The sequence below is a fragment of the Zobellia barbeyronii genome (assembly GCF_018603515.1).
Lineage (GTDB): Bacteria > Bacteroidota > Bacteroidia > Flavobacteriales > Flavobacteriaceae > Zobellia > Zobellia barbeyronii.
This window is the reverse complement of record NZ_JACATN010000005.1, coordinates 241,504-261,551: the sequence shown is the minus strand read 5'-3', so window position 1 is coordinate 261,551 and position 20,048 is coordinate 241,504. Positions and strand designations below refer to the sequence as shown.

At 37.9% G+C, this 20,048-nt stretch carries 14 protein-coding genes; 5 read left to right on the top strand and 9 right to left on the bottom strand.

Going from position 1 to position 20,048, the window contains the following annotated elements:
- Positions 1–144: 144 nt before the first annotated feature.
- Together HW347_RS17320 and HW347_RS17315 are read left to right on the top strand one after the other, a co-directional pair.
- Positions 145–1,725, top strand: coding sequence for an NADP-dependent glyceraldehyde-3-phosphate dehydrogenase (locus HW347_RS17320; protein ID WP_214613001.1), 1,581 nt, complete (start codon positions 145–147; stop codon positions 1,723–1,725).
- A 276-nt stretch (positions 1,726–2,001) separates the two neighbouring features.
- Positions 2,002–3,201 (top strand): MFS transporter, encoded by a 1,200-nt coding sequence (locus HW347_RS17315; RefSeq protein ID WP_214613000.1) that lies wholly within the window; start codon positions 2,002–2,004, stop codon positions 3,199–3,201.
- A 110-nt stretch (positions 3,202–3,311) separates the two neighbouring features.
- Here HW347_RS17315 and leuB read toward each other — a convergent pair whose 3' ends face one another.
- The 5 genes from leuB to recG all read right to left on the bottom strand — a co-directional run bounded on the left by leuB (position 3,312) and on the right by recG (position 10,440).
- Positions 3,312–4,367: a 3-isopropylmalate dehydrogenase gene (gene leuB, locus HW347_RS17310; protein WP_214612999.1), complete on the bottom strand. Its 1,056-nt coding sequence runs from the start codon at positions 4,365–4,367 to the stop codon at positions 3,312–3,314.
- 194 nt (positions 4,368–4,561) lie between these two features.
- Positions 4,562–6,076, bottom strand: a complete 1,515-nt coding sequence (locus HW347_RS17305) for an alpha-isopropylmalate synthase regulatory domain-containing protein (RefSeq protein ID WP_214612998.1) — start codon at positions 6,074–6,076, stop codon at positions 4,562–4,564.
- Positions 6,077–6,204: 128 nt separating this feature from the next.
- Positions 6,205–6,801, bottom strand: coding sequence for a 3-isopropylmalate dehydratase small subunit (gene leuD, locus HW347_RS17300; protein ID WP_214612997.1), 597 nt, complete (start codon positions 6,799–6,801; stop codon positions 6,205–6,207).
- Between the two features lie 39 nt (positions 6,802–6,840).
- Complete coding sequence (leuC, locus tag HW347_RS17295; RefSeq protein WP_214612996.1) at positions 6,841–8,256, bottom strand: 3-isopropylmalate dehydratase large subunit; 1,416 nt, start codon at positions 8,254–8,256, stop codon at positions 6,841–6,843.
- A gap of 78 nt (positions 8,257–8,334) precedes the next feature.
- Positions 8,335–10,440, bottom strand: a complete 2,106-nt coding sequence (gene recG / locus HW347_RS17290; RefSeq protein ID WP_214612995.1) for an ATP-dependent DNA helicase RecG — start codon at positions 10,438–10,440, stop codon at positions 8,335–8,337.
- Between the two features lie 78 nt (positions 10,441–10,518).
- Between recG and HW347_RS17285 the strand changes: the two genes are divergently transcribed.
- Together HW347_RS17285 and HW347_RS17280 are read left to right on the top strand one after the other, a co-directional pair.
- Positions 10,519–12,579: a M1 family metallopeptidase gene (locus tag HW347_RS17285; protein ID WP_214612994.1), complete on the top strand. Its 2,061-nt coding sequence runs from the start codon at positions 10,519–10,521 to the stop codon at positions 12,577–12,579.
- A 2-nt stretch (positions 12,580–12,581) separates the two neighbouring features.
- Positions 12,582–13,502 carry a patatin-like phospholipase family protein gene (locus HW347_RS17280; protein WP_194534754.1) on the top strand — a complete coding sequence of 307 codons (921 nt, stop codon included), beginning with the start codon at positions 12,582–12,584 and terminating at the stop codon, positions 13,500–13,502.
- Positions 13,503–13,580: 78 nt separating this feature from the next.
- On the opposite strand, the gene HW347_RS17275 is transcribed toward HW347_RS17280, so the two are convergent.
- The 4 genes from HW347_RS17275 to HW347_RS17260 all read right to left on the bottom strand — a co-directional run bounded on the left by HW347_RS17275 (position 13,581) and on the right by HW347_RS17260 (position 17,917).
- Positions 13,581–14,102, bottom strand: a complete 522-nt coding sequence (locus HW347_RS17275) for a DUF7935 family protein (RefSeq protein WP_155596610.1) — start codon at positions 14,100–14,102, stop codon at positions 13,581–13,583.
- A gap of 75 nt (positions 14,103–14,177) precedes the next feature.
- A complete protein-coding gene (locus HW347_RS17270; protein WP_214612993.1) occupies positions 14,178–14,948 on the bottom strand; it encodes an OmpA family protein in 771 nt (256 codons plus the stop codon).
- Between the two features lie 72 nt (positions 14,949–15,020).
- Complete coding sequence (locus HW347_RS17265; RefSeq protein WP_214612992.1) at positions 15,021–16,589, bottom strand: FMN-binding glutamate synthase family protein; 1,569 nt, start codon at positions 16,587–16,589, stop codon at positions 15,021–15,023.
- Positions 16,590–16,642: 53 nt separating this feature from the next.
- Complete coding sequence (locus tag HW347_RS17260) at positions 16,643–17,917, bottom strand: amidohydrolase (protein WP_214612991.1); 1,275 nt, start codon at positions 17,915–17,917, stop codon at positions 16,643–16,645.
- A 260-nt stretch (positions 17,918–18,177) separates the two neighbouring features.
- Here HW347_RS17260 and HW347_RS17255 point away from each other — a divergent pair, with 260 nt between their 5' ends.
- Entirely contained in the window at positions 18,178–20,040 is a 1,863-nt protein-coding gene (locus tag HW347_RS17255) for a DNA topoisomerase IV subunit B (RefSeq protein WP_214612990.1), read from the top strand.
- The last annotated feature ends 8 nt before the right edge of the window (positions 20,041–20,048 follow it).

Here is a 20,048-nt window from a genome sequence, read left to right as displayed (position 1 = left end):
TCACAATTTCTAGCTCTTTTATGAAATTGTAGCTAATCGTCTATATTTAGTTTTCTCAAAAATAAGCTCTGATTTCTTAATTATGTATTTTCGTGTAGCTACTATTTGTAGCCATCATATCTATTTTAATAAACCCTTCTTAAAATGACAGCAATACCTAAAGAATACGAAATTGACCAGACAATAAATCAAAAAAAATATTTGGTTAATGGCGAACTGAAAACATGGGAAGGCAATACTACTGAGGTATTTTCTACTATATCTTCAACAGAAGAATATAAGCCGACATTATTAGGTAGCATTCCTGACATGGGAGAGCCTGCAGCCCTTGAGGCGTTGGATTCTGCTATGGGAGCCTACAAAAGAGGGCAAGGGGTTTGGCCCACTATGCATGTAAAAGACCGTATTGAGTGTATGGAAAATTTCGTGCGTCAAATGAAGACCAAACGCGAGATTGTTGTAAAACTTTTGATGTGGGAAATTGGTAAATCTTTACCGGATAGTCAAAAGGAGTTTGACCGTACGGTAGATTATATTAATGATACTATTGAAGAATATAAAGAGCTAGATCGTAATTCGGCCAAGTTTCAAAAACATGATGGTGTTTACGCGCATATAAAAAGAGGATCATTAGGTGTTGTATTATGTCTAGGGCCTTATAATTATCCGCTTAACGAAACATTTGCTTTGTTGATACCTGCCATTATAATGGGTAACACGGTTATTTTTAAACCTGCTAAGCATGGCGTTTTATTGATTACCCCGTTGTTGGAAGCTTTTCAGTCTTCTTTTCCAAAAGGAGTGGTAAATATTATTTTTGGTAGAGGTAGAGCCGTTGCTGCACCAATAATGCAGACCGGTAAAATTGATGTACTTGCATTAATAGGAAATAGTAAATCTGCGAATGCACTACAAGAGCAGCACCCAAAAAGTAACCGTTTGCGTTTGGTTTTAGGATTGGAAGCAAAAAATCCTGCAATTATTCTTCCGGATGCTGATTTGGATTTGACAATAGATGAATGTATTGCTGGTACATTGTCCTTTAACGGACAAAGATGTACGGCACTTAAAGTGATTTATGTACATGAAGATATTAAAGATGAATTTTTAAAACGTTACTCAAAACGTGTAGACGAATTGAAATTCGGAAACCCTTGGGAAGACGGAGTTAAATTAACGCCGTTACCAGAACCGGGCAAACCAGCCTATATACAAGAGTTAATAGATGATGCTATTGAAAAAGGAGCTAAAATATTAAATAAAAAAGGAGGGCAGAAATTCGATAATTATATCTGGCCAGCGGTACTTTTTCCTGTAAATAAAAATATGAGAGTTTATCAGGAAGAGCAATTTGGACCGGTTGTGCCTGTTCTTTCGTTTTCTGACATTGAAGAACCATTAAATGATATGGCCGAAAGTAATTATGGTCAGCAGGTAAGCCTTTTTGGTAAAGACGTCTATGCGCTTTCACCATTAATAGATACGCTTGTTAACTTGGTTTGTCGCGTAAACTTGAATAGTTCTTGTCAACGTGGACCGGATATGTATCCGTTTACTGGAAGAAAGGATTCAGCTCAAGCTACGTTGAGTGTTCATGATGCACTACGTTCTTTTTCTATTCGAACTTTTGTTGCCTTTAAGGATAATGATTTGAACAATGAGACCATTCAACAGTTGTTGGAGGCTAAGTTGTCTAACTTCGTTAGTACGGATTATATTTTGTAATCTATCCCGTTAAACTACGAATGCACAAAGGTTTCTATCATAGCTTTGTATATCTTTCAAGGTTTCTCTTGAAACGGTAACATAAGTTCAAAGTATAAGATTTTACCCCTATTTATAGGGGTATTCTTTTTTATGGGTAATTATGAACATAAATCTGATAATCGCGCATATTTTTAATTGATTTTCTCGGCATACCTTTGGATAAAATTTTTGTTAATTTTTAATGTAAGTTCCAAATCTTACAAATATTATTGTTTAACTAAAAAGGTGTGTGCTATGAAAACAAACACAGCAAACAGAAAAGCGCTAATAGCTTTAGCGATAGGAGGTTTTGGTATTGGGTTAACGGAATTCGTTATCATGGGAATTCTTCCAGATGTAGCCAAAGGATTGAATATTACCATTCCACAAGCAGGTCATTCAATAGCAGCCTATGCATTAGGTGTGGTAGTGGGAGCTCCGTTGTTGACCAAAATAGGAGCCAAATTAAATTCACGAACAGTTCTCTTATTATTGATGGGGTGGTTTACGGTATTTAATACACTTTCCGGTTTTTCGGATAGTTACACTACCTTATTAATTACTCGGTTTCTATCTGGCCTACCACATGGTGCCTTTTTTGGTATTGGTGCTGTAGTTGCTGGTAAATTGGTTAAAGCAGGAAAATCTGCTCAAGCAATTGCCGTAATGTTCTCTGGCTTAACTATAGCTAATGTAATTGGTGTGCCAACGGGAACGTATATAGGCCATCACTATGACTGGAGTTTGTCTTTCTTTATGGCGGGAATCGTTGGGTTTTTAGCGATTTTAAGTGTGCTTTTTTGGATGCCTAAAATAGCACCAGAACCTCCTAAGGCAAAATCAAATGAGAACAAAGGGTTGAAAAATGGTGAGTTATGGGCGCTTATTGCGTTGACAACGATTGGAACAGGAGGATTTTTTGCTTGGTACAGCTATATAGCGCCACTAGTAACAGATATTGCCGGAATGGGAGAAAATATGGTCAGTTATGCTATGATTTTGGCCGGTCTTGGTATGGTGGTCGGTAATTTCTTAGGAGCAAAAATGGCGGAGTGGTTTGTGCCTTTAAAAGCAGTAGCTATAAGTTTGAGTTTTATGGTGCTTTTATTACTTATCAATGCGGTAGTAGCAACAAACCCACAGATATTATTAATTATGACTTTCTTGATGGGGTTGGCTTCTTTTACGGTTTCTACACCTATACAGATGGCGATAATAAATACATCTAAAGGAAATGAAATGTTGGGGTCATCAATGAATCAAAGTGCATTTAATATGGGGAATGCTTCTGGAGCCTATTTGGCGGGACTGCCAATAGCATATGGCTATGGGGTAGTGTACTCTGGAATTGTAGGAGCTGTCCTTGCAGGTGTTGGCGTGGTTATGGCAATCTCAATTCTGGTGTATAGAAGACAAAGAGCAAATAAATATAGAAAATTGGCTTATAATAGCTAGATGTAGAATAGAAATTCTCCTAGCGGCTGAAAGCTGAATCACAGTTTAAATGATATAAAAAAAACCTCCCAAGTTAACTTGGGAGGTTTTTTACTGATAAGAATATGTTATTAAACGTTCTTGGCCAACCAATCGCCAACTTCGCTTGTCTTATAAGCTTTAGCATCTTCCGAAAGGTCTTCGGTTACGATACCTTCAGCTAAAGATTTGTTTACCACACGACGGATATCATCCGCTTCTTGTTGAAGACCAAAATCTTCAAACATCATAGCTGCAGAAAGTACGGTTGCCAACGGATTGGCAATGTCTTTTCCTGCTGCTTGTGGGTACGAACCGTGAATAGGCTCGTATAATTTTGTTTTCTCTCCAACAGAAGCAGAAGGCATTAAGCCCATAGATCCTGAAATTACAGAAGCTTCATCAGTTAAAATATCTCCAAAAAGGTTTTCAGTAATGATTACATCGTATCCTTTAGGCCATTGTACCAATCTCATGGCTACGGCATCAACAAATTCATAAGAAACTTCAACTTCTGGATAATCTTTTTCCATTGCTTGTACAGTCTCTCTCCATAAACGGGAAGATTCTAAAACGTTAGCCTTATCAACACAACAAAGTCGTTTTGAACGAGTCATTGCTAATTCAAATCCTTTTATGGCCAAACGTTGAATCTCAGCACGAGTATAGGTCATAGTGTCAAAAGCAGTGTTGCCATTATCTTTTCTACCACGTTCTCCAAAATATACACCACCTGTTAATTCACGAAGAATAATCAAATCAGTACCTTCAATACGCTCACGCTTTAAAGGCGACTTGTCAATTAAAGAAGGGAATGTAAAAGTTGGACGTACGTTTGCGAACAAACCTAATTTTTGTCTCATCTTCAACAGTCCTTGCTCAGGACGAACTTTTGCAGAAGGGTCGTTGTCAAATCTTGGATGGCCAATAGCTCCAAAAAGAACGGCATCTGCATTAACGCAAACTTCGTGAGTGGAATCTGGGTAAGGCTCTCCAACTGCATCAATAGCAGCAGCACCTGTTAATGCAGGTTTCCAGCTAATTTCATGCTTATATTTTGTTGCGATAGCATCGCAAACTTTTACGGCTTGGTCAATAACTTCGGGGCCGATTCCATCTCCGGCCAATAGTGCAATGTTTAATTTCATTTTTTTTGCTTTACGCGGCACGCCAATCGGTTTACGCTTTTTGTATACTAATTGGTGTGTAAGGTTAATTAAATTTTATTTATCAAATTATTTAAACTTCTCCTGATTTTGTCAACTTTGTCATTAAGTTCAGCAAAACTTTCTTCTTCCAAATATCGTAAATCACTGCGATTGGCGATGTGCGAATAGCGTTATTAAATAATATTGAGCATCTTTTCTGTCGCTTTAATCGCAGATACCGTTTGATCGGAATCCAAACCACGGGTAATAAACTCCTCGCTTTTGTTTTGCCATGTAATAATGGTTTCACAAAGGGCATCAGAATTACTTCCTGGGGGTATTCTAACAACGTAATCAATTAAATTGGGTAACTCTATTTTTTTAGAAACATAAAGTTTACGAAGTGCGTTCATAAAGGCATCGTACTGTCCATCTCCTTGTGCATGTGCTTCTAAAAGCTCACCATTTATTTCTAAAGAAACCGTTGTTGACGGTCGTAATCCCATAGAGTGGGTGAGTACGTATGATTTTATAAAAACCTTTTGTTGATGATTTCCGCTATCTAAAATATCGGAAATAATATAAGGTAAATCTTCTTTGGTAACTCTTTCTTTTTTGTCGCCTAACTCAATAATTCGTTGGGTAACTTTTTTAAGCTCATCATCATTTAAGGTAAGCCCAAGTTCTTGAAGATTCTTCTGTATGTTTGCTTTACCAGATGTTTTACCTAGTGCGTATTTACGTTTTCTTCCAAAACGCTCTGGTAATAAATCATTAAAGTAAAGGTTGTTTTTGCTATCTCCATCAGCATGTATTCCTGCAGTTTGCGTAAATACGTTATCGCCAACAATTGGTTTGTTGTATGGTATGCCAACTCCAGTAAAAGCAGAGACCAACTTACTTACTTTATATAGCGAAGATTCACTTACATTGATTTTTACATCGGTCAAAAAATCATGAATAACGGCAACCACGCTCGCCATAGGAGCATTACCTGCTCGTTCACCCATTCCATTAACGGTAAGGTGAAGACCATGACAACCGGCTTTTACGGCTTCCATAACATTTGCTACGCCAAGGTCATAATCATTATGGCCGTGAAAGTCAAAATGAGTATTTGGGTAACGCGCAACAATCTCCGTAATGTAATCGAAAGTTTCTGTGTGTGTTAGTATGCCTAACGTATCAGGAAGCAGAACACGCTTTATAGGTTGTTGTGTTAGAAAATCTAAGTATTGAAAAACGTATTCTTTAGAATTCCGCATACCATTACTCCAGTCTTCTAAATAAACATTGGTATCAATGTTGTTCTTTGAAGCAAGTGCTATAGTTCTTTCAATATCCGAAAAGTGTTCTTCGGGTGTTTTTTTAAGTTGATGGGTGAGATGGTTCAGTGAACCTTTGGTAAGCAAATTCTGGACTTTAGCACCTGCTTTTTTCATCCATTCTATAGAAACACCACCATCTACAAAGGTAAGTACCTCTACTTTGTCGATACAATTTTCTGCTGAAGCCCATTTTGCAATTTGCTTAACGGCTTCTAATTCACCATCAGATACTCTTGCCGAAGCCACTTCAATGCGGTCTACCTTTAATTCTTCTACAAGAAGTTTGGCCAACGTTAGTTTTTCCGAAACCGAAAAAGATACTCCTGAGGTCTGCTCCCCGTCCCGAAGGGTGGTATCCATGATTTCCAGCTTTCTTTTCATTTGATCCAGAGTTTCTTTAGAATTGTATATTAAGATTGATTTTGTAGCGTATTATGAAAGGGGAAAACAATCTGCCGAAGTTAGTATTCAACAGATTGTTATCTCTTTTTTACTCCCTGTAATTGGACTTATAAAGGTCTGTCGGAAGCGAATTCTTTAATTTCCTCTGAAATATTCAATAGGTAGTCTATGTCATCAAACCCATTTAACATGTTCGCTTTTTTATAAACGTTAATGTCAAAAGGCTCAGATTCTCCACTTCCATCAATAGTAATGGTTTGCTCCGGTAAGCTTACTTCAAAAGTAGCTTTTGGATCGGCTTCAATAGCTTTTAAGATTTTATCTAGAAACTCGGCACTTACCTGAACAGGTAAAACACCAATGTTCAAACAGTTGTTTCTAAAAATATCAGCAAAGAAGCTAGATACCACAACACGGAATCCGTAATCATAAACAGCCCATGCAGCATGCTCACGAGAAGAGCCAGAACCAAAGTTCTTTCCTCCAACTAAAATTTTACCGTTGTAGGTAGGGTTGTTCAGAACAAAGTCTTTCTTTTCCGTACCATCACTGTTATAACGCCAATCTCTAAAAAGATTATCGCCAAAACCTTTACGCTCAGTGGCCTTTAAAAATCTTGCAGGTATAATTTGATCGGTGTCCACATTCTCTATAGGAAGAGGTACTGCCGATGATTTTAATGTATTGAATTTATCGTATGCCATAATTTCAAATTGTAATGCTGAATTTAGATGTAAATAAGGTTAGGCAGTTTCAAGTTCCATTAACTCCCTTGGATCCGTAACTTTTCCGGTAACGGCAGCTGCAGCTGCAACTAGCGGACTAGCTAAAAGAGTTCTTGAACCAGGTCCTTGTCTACCTTCAAAGTTTCTGTTAGAAGTACTTACCGCATATTTCCCGGCAGGCACTTTATCATCGTTCATTGCTAAACAAGCAGAACAACCAGGCTCACGAAGTTCAAAGCCAGCTTCGTTCAAAATAGCTAATAGACCTTCGTCCTTAATAGCTTTCTCAACTTGGTGAGAACCAGGAACCAACCATGCCGTAACATTAGGTGCTTTTGAACGTCCTTTTACCAAGGATGTAAACAATCTAAAATCTTCAATTCTTCCGTTTGTACAGCTTCCCAAGAAAACAAAATCGATAGGCTTACCCATCATACTATCGCCTTCACTGAAGTTCATGTACTGCAACGATTTTTTATATGTAGCAACACCGCCTTCTACAGCATCCGCTTGCGGAATACCATTAGAAATTCCGATGCCCATACCTGGGTTAGTACCGTAAGTAATCATCGGTTCTATATCGGCTGCGTTAAAAGTAATTTCTTTATCAAATTCTGCACCTTCTTCTGTAGGTAGTGTTTCCCAGTACGCCATAGCCTTATCCCATGCTGCGCCAGCTGGTGTAAACTCTCTTCCTTTTACATATTCAAATGTCTTCTCGTCCGGAGCAATCATACCTCCACGAGCACCCATTTCAATACTAAGGTTACAAACGGTCATACGACCTTCCATTGTCATGTCTCGAAAAACCTGACCAGCATACTCAACAAAATAGCCTGTAGCACCAGAAGTGGTTAATTGAGAAATGATATATAAGGCAACGTCCTTAGGTGTAACTCCTCTACCTAAACTACCTTCAACATTAATTCGCATACTCTTTGGCTTGGTCTGCATAATACATTGTGTAGCCAAAACCATTTCTACTTCTGAAGTACCAATACCGAAAGCAATAGCTCCGAAAGCACCGTGAGTAGAAGTGTGTGAGTCACCACAAACAATAGTAGCGCCAGGTTGGGTAATACCATATTCAGGACCTACAACATGAACAATACCATTCTTTTCGTGTCCAAGACCCCAATATGATATACCAAATTCATTGGAGTTCTCCTCTAACATACGCAACTGATTTGCGGAAAGAGGATCAGCAACAGGTAAATGTTGGTTGATAGTAGGGGTGTTATGATCTGCCGTAGCAAAGGTTTTTTCAGGGTGCAGCACTTTAATGCCTCTGCTTTTTAAACCTAAAAAAGCAACGGGACTCGTTACTTCGTGCACTAAATGGCGGTCTATAAACAATACGTCTGGTCCGTTCTCTATGTGTTGTACCACATGCGAATCCCAAACTTTATCGAATAATGTTTTTTTTGTATTCATTTTATTTAAATTCTAAGCCCACAAATCTAATGAAAGTGGGCGTTATTAAGAAACTATTGCAGTTGAAAATTACGACGTTCAACTTATGTAATTCCAAATATTCTTATACTTCACAAGTTGAGAATAAGCATGTCTTATGACCAAGTTTTCTGGTTTTTCAAGAGAAGGGTCGTCTTTTAAAAGTTGCATGGCATGGTAACGCGCAGTCTTTAGAATATCGTTGTCTTTCACGATATCAGCGATCTTTAGGTTAAGCACACCGCTTTGCTGTGTTCCCATAATATCACCTGGGCCTCGTAGTTTTAAATCGACTTCTGCAATTTCAAAACCATCGTTGGTGTGCACCATGGTTTGCAGTCTGGTTTTTGCTTCGGTGGAGAGTTTGTTGCCTGTCATTAATATACAAAAACTCTGGTCGGCACCACGGCCTACACGCCCACGAAGCTGATGCAGTTGAGATAGGCCGAAACGCTCCGCACTTTCTATAATCATTACAGATGCATTGGGGACATTTACGCCCACTTCAATTACCGTTGTGGCTACCATTATTTGGGTTTCTCCTTTTACAAACCGGGACATTTCATATTCTTTGTCTGCTGGTTTCATCTGGCCATGTACAATGGATATCTGAAAGTCCGGTAAGGGAAAGTCACGAGAGATGCTTTCATAACCGTCCATTAAATCTTTATAATCTAATGCTTCTGATTCCTGTATAAGAGGATAAACAATGTAAATCTGTCGCCCTTTCTTTATTTCGTCTCGTATAAATTGAAATACTTTTAAACGGTTGCTATCAAACCTATGTACTGTTTTAATTGGTTTTCTTCCGGGAGGAAGCTCATCAATGGTAGAAACATCCAAATCGCCATATAAACTCATTGCCAATGTTCGCGGAATGGGCGTTGCCGTCATTACCAAAATATGAGGAGGAATATCGTTTTTGTGCCAGAGTTTAGAGCGCTGGGCTACGCCAAAACGGTGTTGCTCATCCACTATGGCCAAGCCTAAATTTTTAAATTTCACCTTATCTTCTAAAAGTGCGTGGGTACCTATTAGAATTTGAAGTTCTCCGCTTTCCAGTTGTTCATGAATAGGGCGACGAGCAGATTTTTTTACAGAACCGGTTAAAAGAGAACAGGTAATACCTGTGCCTTCTAGAAGTTCTGAAATTCCAGTGTAATGTTGATTAGCTAAAATTTCTGTAGGAGCCATTAAGCAAGCTTGGAAGCCATTATCAATAGCTAGCAGCATTGCCATAACCGCAACAATAGTTTTTCCGGAACCCACATCGCCTTGAAGCAATCGGTTCATTTGGGCATTACTGCCCAAATCGCCCCTTATCTCTTTGATAACCCTTTTTTGGGCGCCTGTAAGTTCGAAAGGCAAATGATTTTTATAGAAGTCATTAAAGAGTATGCCAACTTGGTCAAAATTAAATCCTTTAATTTTCTTCTTGTGAAGCATGTTCTTCGCAATCAGCTGCATTTGAATATAAAAGAGTTCTTCAAATTTTAGTCTGAATTGGGCTTTAGCTAAGAGCTCTTGATTTTTGGGGAAATGTATGTTGAAAAGTGACTCGCTTTTGGGCAGTAACTTTAATTCAAATAATAATTTTTCAGAAAGGGTTTCTGTGAACCGGCCTTTAGTTTCAATAAATATTTGCTGAACCAATTTACTTATCACCCTATTAGAAATACCTTTGTTGCTGAGTTTTTCCGTGGAGGGGTAAACGGGTTGCATGGCTACTTTAAGGCCTTGTTCGTGGTCTTTTTGGAGTTCCATTTCTGGGTGAGGCATTGAAAACTTACCATTGAACCAATTACACTTACTAAAAATTACATAAGGCGTATTAATCTTTATGTTCTCGCGAATCCATTTTTGACCTCTAAACCAAACCAGCTCCATTTCACCTGTTTCATCAACAAAACTAGCTACAAGGCGCTTCCCTTTCTTTTGCTCCACGGATTTAAGGTGCACTATTTTGCCTACAATCTGCACATCGGCAGAATTACGTTGTAGTTGCCCTATCTTATAATATTGGGTTTTATCTATGTATCTATTAGGGAAAAGGTTTAGTAAATCCTGAAATGTATGTATGCCTAGTTCAGACTGTAAAGTTTCGGCCCTGTTGGGTCCTACACCTTTTAAGTATACGATAGGAGTCTGAAGTGAATTAGCGTTCATGGGACTAAATTAGGTGATAGGTACAATTGCCACAAACTAAAACGTTAAATTTGGTCTACTATTTGTTCCTAAGACTTCATGAGAAACCTTTTTGCACTCCTTTTTTTCTTTTCGATATGTTCTTTTTTTGGTCAACATCAAGATAAAGTCGACTTTATTCAAGCCGATGTATTTATTGAACCTATTCCTTTAAATAAGGAGATAAAAGGTGGTGTAATTTATCGGTTTAACGTACTTCAAAATGTTGATTCCGTTTTCCTTGATGCTAAAGATATGGCATTTACAAAAGTTGAAATGGACGGTAAGAAAGTGGACTTTACTAAAACGGATAAAACCATTTCAATTTATAAAAAGTTTAAAAAAGACAAATCACATAAACTCACTATTGAGTATTTGGCCAAACCAAAGCAAACCGTTTATTTCTTAGGTTGGGGTGATAATATAGAAGGAAACGAACAGATTTGGACGCAAGGTCAAGGCAAGTATACCAGTCATTGGTTACCTAGCTTTGATGATATGAACGAAAAAGTTGAGTTTGATTTATTTATTCAGGCCGGCAGAAAATTTGATGTAATAGCAAATGGTAAGTTGGCTGTGACTCCTCCTCAGATAGATGATAACCCAGTTTGGCTATTTAATATGAAGAAGCCCATGAGCAGTTATCTGTTGGCTTTTACTATTGGTGATTACAGTAAACAGGAATTAGTTTCTTCTAGTGGCGTGCCCATTGAAAATTATTATTATCCTCAAGATAGTGCAAGGGTAGAGCCAACGTACCGTTATACACAACAAATTTTTGATTTTCTAGAAGATGAAATTGGAATTTCTTACCCATGGCAGAATTATAAACAGATTCCCGTTCGCGACTTTTTATACGCAGGAATGGAGAATACGGGAACTACTATTTTTTCTGATGGATATGTTATAGACTCCACTGCTTTCATGGATAAGAACTTTGTAAATGTGAATGCCCATGAATTGGCGCACCAGTGGTTTGGTAATTTGGTTACTGAAAAAGATGGAAACCACCATTGGCTGCATGAAGGATTCGCAACTTATTATGCTTATTTAGCAGAAAAAGAAATTTTTGGGGACGACCATTTCTACTGGAAGTTGTTTGAAACCGCAAAAGATCTTCAGGAAATATCTGAGGAAGGCAAAGGGCAAGCTTTGGTAGACCCCAAAGCTAGTAGTGCTACTTTTTATGAAAAAGGGGCATGGGCCTTGGTTATGCTAAAAGATAAAGTGGGGGATGAGGCATTTAAAAAAGGAGTTTCAGCTTATTTGAAAAAACATCAGTTTAAGAATGTAACGATTGATGATTTCATTAAAGAGATTGAACTAGCGTCAACTTTAAATTTAGATGATTTTAAAATAAAGTGGTTGCTGTCTACCGAGTTTCCATATGAAGAAGTAAAAACTTATCTAATGGCGGAAAACGAATCTATCGAGACCTTTTTTGTTTCTAATCATTCTGAAAAAGACCTTAGTGTTTGGTTACATGAAAAACATCCCGTACAATATAAAGATGCATTAATAGATAAACTTGAGAAAGGGATAGTGGCAAGTGGATTGCAAATGACACTCATCGAAAGTCCTTATTTAGAAGTCCGTCAAAAAGGGCTTCAGCTTATTAATGAAATTCCAATTGATAAAAAGGAAGTAGTGGCGAAATTGTTGACAGATAAAAGTTATGTGACTCAAGAACTAGCTTTGTATAAACTATGGTCAACTTTTCCTGAAAGTCAAAAGGTGTATTTAGATGCCACTAAAGGTGTTATTGGTTTACCAAACAAAAATGTGCGGTTATTGTGGTTGTTGCTAGCGGTTGCCACTAATGACTATGAAGCTGAAAATACTACAAAGTATTTTGCGGAATTAAGTGGGTACACTTCTCCGGAATATGGATGGGAGGTTCGTATGTCCGCATTTCAATACTTGCGCGAAATAGGTTTTACAGATGGTGGACTCCTTAATCTTATCTACGCTACAAATCACCATTCATGGCAGTTTAAGAAATTCGCCAGAAGTTTAATAGATGAACTTTTAGAAGATGAAGATTATAAAATTCGTATCCAGAAACTGGTTGAGAAACTAAACGAAGACGAATCACGTTATATGAATACAAAACTTAATTAATAATGAGGGCATTAGTCATATCAGGTGGAGGTAGTAAAGGCGCTTTTGCAGGCGGCGTTGCGCAATACCTAATGGAAGAACTCCATCATGAATACGATTTTTTTCTTGGCACCTCTACAGGTAGTTTGCTTATTTCTCACTTAGCTCTTGCTAAAATTGAAAAAATAAAAGAGGTTTATACGAATGTGAATCAGCATAGTATTTTCAGTAATTGCCCTTTTACCATACAAAAGAAACATGGCGTTCATACCATTGGTATAGACCACTGGAACGTGTTGAAGAATTTTTACAAAGGAAGAAAGACCTTTGGTGAAAGCAGAAATCTTCTAAAATTGATAAGAAATACGTTAACGGTAGAAGAGTTTGAAAATTTAAAAAAGGGACCAAAAGAGATTATTGCAACGGTTTCAAACCTATCCTTAAATCAGGTAGAATACAAAAGCATTAACGATTGCACTTATGACGAGTTTTGTGAGTGGATATGGATTTCATGCAACTATACACCTTTTATGAGTTTAGTCCGCAAAAACGGCTGTGAATATGCAGATGGCGGGTTAGGAAACATGGTACCTATAGAGGAAGCTATAAAACGAGGAGCTACAGAAGTAGACGTTATTGTTTTACAGACCGAAGTAAGCCATTTAAACCGGTTGCCTTCGCGAAATGCCTTCTCATTACTCACTACTATGTTTGAGTATATGTTAGATCGTATAGAGCATCAAAACATTAGAATTGGTAAGTATGTAGCGAAACACAATGATGCTATTATTAACTTTTATTACACACCAACGGTCCTCACTACCAATTCCTTGATTTTTGATAAGGAAAAAATGACGGTCTGGTGGGAGAGTGGTTATAACTTTGCCAAATATAAAAATGCCGAACTCAACCAGATAGAACCGGAAAAGGGCGAAGTACTATAAAATAAAAAACCGCACTAACTATTTAAAGTTGGCACGGTTTATCTAAACTGGTTAAGTTTAATATATACTTTTATTTATTTACTGCCAGAGATAACCTATTTCTCTTTTGATATAAGTTAATGCTGTTGATGAAGGCGATTGCTTCTCCATGGTTTCCGTTAGGATGTCTTCACGTAATTTATCTGCAGAATCTGTTTCACTCATGGCTGCTTTGCGAATCATTTGAATGGTAGCACTCTTAGCCGCTTTTATAACATTCCAACATTCGTCCGTCATATAAATTTGTTGTGAGAGATTGTGCTCAAACTCTGTTTCAACACTTTTTATCAAAAGACTTTCATATGCGTTTTTATCGGCAGATTTTGGTGCTACCCTAACAACTAGGCTAGGTATGGCTATTCGCTCAAGAAAAAGTGCCATGCGCTCGTAGGCTTGTAAACGAACCGGTATGGTATTCTTTTGTGAGTCTTTATGCAGCAGGAAACGTCTGCGCCCGTCCTCGTTTTTTGTATGTAACTTAAAAAAGTAAAAGGCAACGACTCCTGTAACTACTGCAGGCAATAAAAAGCCGAACATTTGTAAAATTCCTTCTCCAGACATTTTTTTGGTATTTGGTTTATTTGGATACTAGAACGGGGGATTTTATCAAAAAGTATACAAAAAATGGGATAACTTTTAGTTCTTCATTTGCTCTCTAACCATGAGGTAGAATTTATTAAAATCAGGGTGAATGTTCACTTGAATACCTTCTTTTAAGTTTCCGTCCCTTCCTAAGGCCGCAATGCGTTCAGGAGCTATTGTAAATTTGTTTTGTAGAACTGTGGCAATTGCCATAGCCTGTTTTGCAGGTGTCTCTAAATCTCCAGTCATGCTAAGACCTTCTATGGTAATAGCTGTGCTAGGGTTTGCATTTAAAATATTTGCAATTTTCTCTGTCCAGGCTTCTGCTTCAGGAGTAAGAGTAGTTCCAGTATCACTTCCGTATAAACTTGACAAGTCTGAAGAAACAACAACGGCACCTTCAGAAACTCCTATTTTGGCATTCTCACCCATGGTCTGCTTCACATTAGTTAAAACAGCTATGGTAATCGAATCATTGGTTGCGATGGCTCCTTTTATTGCTTTAAGTTGATCTTCTTTGTTAGCAAGATTGGCCATGGCAGTAGATACCATGCTGGAGTTCTTATTGGAAACCTCTGCGAAATTATTCAGGTTCTTCATTAAAGTATTGTTAGCACTTTGAAGCTCTGTAACTTGAGTTCCGTAAGATTCTGCTTTGGTTACGGCTACTTTTTCATTCTTTCTTGCATCAAAAACTTCAGCGTTTACTGAATCTAGTTGCATTTTTAATTGGGCTATTTCTTCTAAAAGGTCGCTTTTGCGTTGGGCTTGCATAGATAAGCTAGCGAAAAGGATAAGACCAAATGTAAGTATGGGGTATTTCATAAATTACTCAGATTAAATTCTTGTTATATGATTTGGAAATTACTAATAACGTTAAACAAATGTATATTATTCTTAGCTGTTTTCACAATGCTTTCCTCCCAAGTGGATGCAATCATACAGTTTTTGCATATTTATAAAAGGCACTTTGGCTTTGTTGTAGCCATAAGAAGAGGCTAAACTACGATTCAGGTCGTTGTCATCCACGTTCAGTTGGATATCATCCATAGTGTACTGACAAGGGTGTTCATACCCGGAAGCATGTGTGATTTCTAAAAGTTCTTTTCTAAAGGTCATAAAATACTGTGCCAAGCGGTCAGATTTTAAAGGGACGTCTATACCTTTTTGTAGCCACTTATTTTGTGTAGCTACTCCAGCAGGACAACGATTGGTATGACAAACTTGGGCTTGAATACATCCTATACTCATCATTGCCTCACGGGCAACATTAATGCAGTCAACGCCCATAGCGAAAGCCATGGCTGCCTTTGCGGGAAAACCTAATTTACCGCTACCTATAAAAACAATGCGATCGGTCAATTTTCTATCTAGAAAAACTTTGTACAGGCTAGAGAAGCCATATACCCATGGTAATGAAACATGATCTGCAAATGATGGGGGAGCAGCACCAGTACCTCCTTCACCACCGTCTACGGTAATAAAATCGGGACCTTTACCTGTTTTAACCATTAAATCAGCAAGTTCTTCCCATTGGTCTAATTTACCAATTGCTCCTTTAATTCCTACTGGTAATCCAGTTTCTTGAGCTATGTTCTCTATAAGCTCTAAAAGTTCCTTTACATTGTTAAAAGCTTTGTGAGTTGCTGGGGATAATACATCTTTACCCACTTCAACACCACGTATTTCAGCTAGTTCTGGGGTTATTTTAGCTCCTGGTAGAACGCCTCCTTTTCCTGGTTTTGCTCCTTGTGATAATTTAATCTCTATTGCTTTTACCGTAGGGTTTTCCTCAACGAGCTTTTTCATTTTTTCCATGGAGAAATTCCCATCCGGCGTGCGAACTCCAAAATAACCTGTTCCAAAATGGAAAATGACATCTCCTCCTTGTTTGTGGTATTTAGAAAGTCCACCTTCACCTGTATTATGATAAGCGTCTGCTTTAGCAACCCCTTTATTCATAGCTTCTACTGCCGCAGCTGATAACGAGCCAAAACTCATAGCAGATACATTAATAATAGAACTAGGGCGAAATGGTTTTCTTCGTTCATTAAAAGCGCCCATAACTTTAGCACAGGGAATAAACGTTTTATCCGTTGTATTAATGTGATTTTCAGGTAGCTTATATGCCATCATTTGATTCTTTACAAATATGTGTTGATGTGCATAAATGTCTCGGTCAGTTCCAAAACCTTCGTAGTTGTTTTCCTTTTTAGCGGAAGCATAAATCCAACCTCTTTCAATACGGTTAAAAGGGAGTTCTTCACGATTGTTCGCTACAAAATACTGACGCATTTCTGGGCCTATACTTTCTAGCCAATAACGTAAGTGACCTACTAGAGGGAAGTTATGTGATATGGTATGTGACCGTTGAAAAAAGATATCTCTTATGGCAACGATTAAAAGAAAAATCAAAACCCAAATCCACCACGAAATACTCTGAAAAATTGAAATTATTTGGTCCATAAAGATGTTTAGAACTATTTAAACTAATTGTTAAGGTTATTTATTTTAATCACCTATTTATTAAGGTAATCAATGCTCATTTCCGTTAAAGCTTTTACGCCCAATAATAGACCGCTATCATCTATAATGAAATCTGGTGTATGGTGCGGAAAAGACGCTGTATTTCCGGGTGTCATTCCTCCTAAAAAGAAGAAAAAACCGGGTACTTCTTTCTGAAAATAAGAGAAGTCCTCCGCTCCTGTAACGGCTTTTTGTGTTTGCACATTGTTCTCTCCTGCGACTTTGTTTAACGAAGGTAGCATTTGTGTCACCAAGTCTGGGTCGTTATATGTGATGTCTGTAGCGTCTTTTATTTCAATTGTAGCTTCACCGCCATAAGCTTTAGCAAGGGCGGGAACCATCTCCTCCATTCGCCTATTGATAAGTGCCTTCATGTCATAATCTAAAGTACGGATGGTGCCAATCATTTCTGCACTTTCCGGTATGATGTTAAACCGCACACCACTTGTGATTTTTCCAACGGTAATCACTGCGGCTTCATTAGTCAATTCTACCTCTCTACTGATAATAGTTTGTAAGCCATCAATAATTTTAGCGCTAATTAAAATTGGGTCAACTCCGGACCAAGGTCTTGCGCCGTGACTTTGTTTTCCTTTTACGTTGATGATAAATTTCTGGGCAGCGGCCATGGTGCCGCCAGATTTGTAACGAATTACACCTACTAGTGTCTGTGAATTGATATGAAGCCCGAAAATAGCATCTACGTCAGGGTTTTTGAGGACACCTTCTTTTACCATGAGTAGTGCACCGCCTTCTTCGCCTTCCGGAGGACCTTCTTCAGCTGGTTGAAAAATGAATTTTACCGTGCCTTTTATCTTATCGGTGTGTTTAGAAAGAATCTCGGCAACCCCCATAAGAATAGCGGTATGTGTATCGTGTCCGCAAGCATGCATAACGGGCACTTCTTCTCCTTTGTAATTTGTTACTACTGTAGATTTAAACGGAAGGTCGTTTCGTTCAAAAACGGGCAATGCGTCAATGTCTGCTCGCAAAGCAATGACCTTACCGGGCTTTTTTCCTTTTAAAATCCCAACCACACCTGTATGGGCTACACCAGTTTGGACTTCTATTCCTAAAGAAGTAAGGTGTTTGGCAATCTTTTCTGCTGTTTTAAATTCACGGTTAGATAGTTCTGGGTTTTGATGTATTTCCCTTCTCCATTCTATAACTTTAGGTTCAATAGCCTTGTACTCTTTTTCAAAATCTTGAGCTAGAATAGAAGTAATGCTTCCAGTGGAAATTAGAATACATAACAATAGTTTTTTCATTAAGTAGCGTGTTAATTGATGTAAATATGCTGACCTCAGATTATTTTAAACCGATGCTTTGGTCTGAAAAAATCACCTGAATTACAAATTTTTAGCTTTTTTGTGGAAATTGGTGTGTTATGAGGGTAAAATTTAGCATATTAAGCGAATATATCAACAAAATGGATAAATTCATTGTTAATTACTTTAACAGTTTGGGGTTTCATCTTTTTAATTGTCGTCTTATCTTTAGCGTTAGTTTAGTTCCAAACCCCTGATTTATGTCTGAGGAAAGTCAATATACAGAAGATAATATACGTTCACTCGATTGGAAAGAGCACATTCGGCTGCGTCCCGGTATGTATATCGGTAAGTTGGGTGATGGTTCTTCGGCCGATGATGGTATCTATATCTTGTTAAAAGAAACCATTGATAACTGTATTGATGAGTTTGTGATGGGTGCTGGTAAGACCATTGAAATCTCAATTCATGGGGACCGTGTCATTGTGCGCGATTATGGTCGTGGTATTCCTTTGGGAAAGGTGGTAGATGTGGTTTCAAAAATGAACACGGGAGGTAAGTATGACTCGCGTGCGTTTAAGAAGTCTGTTGGTTTAAACGGTGTGGGTACCAAGGCCGTGAATGCTCTTTCTAGCTTTTTCCGTGTGGAAAGTACCAGAGATGGTAAATCTAAGTCCGCCGAATTTCAAATTGGTGAACTTCAAAAAGAAGAGCTACTTGATGAAACTACAAGGCGTAGGGGGACAAAAGTTAGTTTCACCCCTGATGAAGCTATTTTTAAGAAATTTAAGTATAGAAACGAGTATGTGGAACGTATGCTCAAAAACTATGTATATCTAAATCCGGGATTGACTATCGTTTTTAACGGCGAAAAGTTTTATTCGGAGAACGGATTAAAGGATTTATTGGAGGATAATAATAACGCTGAAGATATTCTTTATCCAGTCATCCATTTAAAAGGTGATGATATTGAGGTTGCTATTACGCACAGTAAAACGCAGTATAGTGAGGAATATCACTCCTTTGTAAACGGACAGCATACTACGCACGGTGGTACACACCAGGCGGCATTTCGTGAAGCTTTGGTTAAGACTATCCGTGATTTTTACGGAAAGAACTACGATGCCTCGGATGTTCGGAAATCTATTATTTCCGCGATTGCCATTAAGGTGATGGAGCCTGTTTTTGAAAGTCAGACTAAAACCAAGTTAGGTTCTACAGAAATGGGAGGTAAGTTCCCTACAGTACGAACATATATTAACGACTTTATAGGAAAGTATTTAGATAATTATCTACATAAGAATCCTGAAACTGCAGAAAAGTTACAGCGTAAAATTATGATGGCCGAAAGGGAAAGAAAAGATCTTTCCGGTATTCGTAAACTCGCTCGTGATCGCGCTAAGAAATCAAATCTTCATAATAAGAAATTGAGGGATTGTCGTGTGCATTTAGGTGATATGAAGCATGACCGTCGTTTGGATAGTACTTTGTTTATTACTGAAGGAGATTCTGCTTCCGGTTCTATTACGAAGTCACGTGATGTGAACACGCAAGCTGTATTTAGTCTCCGTGGAAAGCCGTTGAACTCTTACGGTATGTCCAAAAAAATCGTATACGAAAACGAAGAATTCAACCTGCTCCAGGCGGCTTTGAACATTGAAGAGTCTATGGAAGACTTGCGTTACAACAATGTAGTAATTGCAACTGATGCGGATGTTGATGGTATGCATATTAGGTTGTTGTTGATTACATTCTTCTTGCAATTCTTTCCTGAATTGATAAAAGAGAATCATTTATATATTTTGCAAACGCCATTATTCCGGGTGCGGAATAAAAAAGAAACCATTTACTGTTATAGTGAAGAGGAGCGAAGAAATGCGATGGAAAAACTATCTGGTAAACCAGAGATAACACGCTTTAAAGGTTTAGGTGAAATTTCACCAGATGAGTTTCAACATTTTATAGGTGCTGATATTCGGTTAGAACCTGTAATGTTAGATAAGGCAATGTCAATAGAGGCGTTGTTAAGTTTTTATATGGGCAAGAATACACCAGACCGCCAAAAATTTATCATAGAAAATCTTAAAGTAGAGATAGACTTGGTAGAAGAAAACAAATTATAAACCAAAGA

What these genes read in the sequence shown, in the direction of transcription:
- leuC (WP_214612996.1), bottom strand. Translation starts at nt 8,256, where the DNA reads ATGAATACAAAAAAAACATTATTCGATAAAGTTTGGGATTCGCATGTG.
- HW347_RS17270 (WP_214612993.1), bottom strand. Translation starts at nt 14,948, where the DNA reads ATGAAATACCCCATACTTACATTTGGTCTTATCCTTTTCGCTAGCTTA.
- HW347_RS17265 (WP_214612992.1), bottom strand. Translation starts at nt 16,589, where the DNA reads ATGGACCAAATAATTTCAATTTTTCAGAGTATTTCGTGGTGGATTTGG.
- HW347_RS17315 (WP_214613000.1), top strand. Translation starts at nt 2,002, where the DNA reads ATGAAAACAAACACAGCAAACAGAAAAGCGCTAATAGCTTTAGCGATA.
- HW347_RS17305 (WP_214612998.1), bottom strand. Translation starts at nt 6,076, where the DNA reads ATGAAAAGAAAGCTGGAAATCATGGATACCACCCTTCGGGACGGGGAG.
- HW347_RS17320 (WP_214613001.1), top strand. Translation starts at nt 145, where the DNA reads ATGACAGCAATACCTAAAGAATACGAAATTGACCAGACAATAAATCAA.
- HW347_RS17260 (WP_214612991.1), bottom strand. Translation starts at nt 17,917, where the DNA reads ATGAAAAAACTATTGTTATGTATTCTAATTTCCACTGGAAGCATTACT.
- recG (WP_214612995.1), bottom strand. Translation starts at nt 10,440, where the DNA reads ATGAACGCTAATTCACTTCAGACTCCTATCGTATACTTAAAAGGTGTA.
- HW347_RS17285 (WP_214612994.1), top strand. Translation starts at nt 10,519, where the DNA reads ATGAGAAACCTTTTTGCACTCCTTTTTTTCTTTTCGATATGTTCTTTT.
- HW347_RS17280 (WP_194534754.1), top strand. Translation starts at nt 12,582, where the DNA reads ATGAGGGCATTAGTCATATCAGGTGGAGGTAGTAAAGGCGCTTTTGCA.
- HW347_RS17255 (WP_214612990.1), top strand. Translation starts at nt 18,178, where the DNA reads ATGTCTGAGGAAAGTCAATATACAGAAGATAATATACGTTCACTCGAT.
- HW347_RS17275 (WP_155596610.1), bottom strand. Translation starts at nt 14,102, where the DNA reads ATGTCTGGAGAAGGAATTTTACAAATGTTCGGCTTTTTATTGCCTGCA.
- leuD (WP_214612997.1), bottom strand. Translation starts at nt 6,801, where the DNA reads ATGGCATACGATAAATTCAATACATTAAAATCATCGGCAGTACCTCTT.
- leuB (WP_214612999.1), bottom strand. Translation starts at nt 4,367, where the DNA reads ATGAAATTAAACATTGCACTATTGGCCGGAGATGGAATCGGCCCCGAA.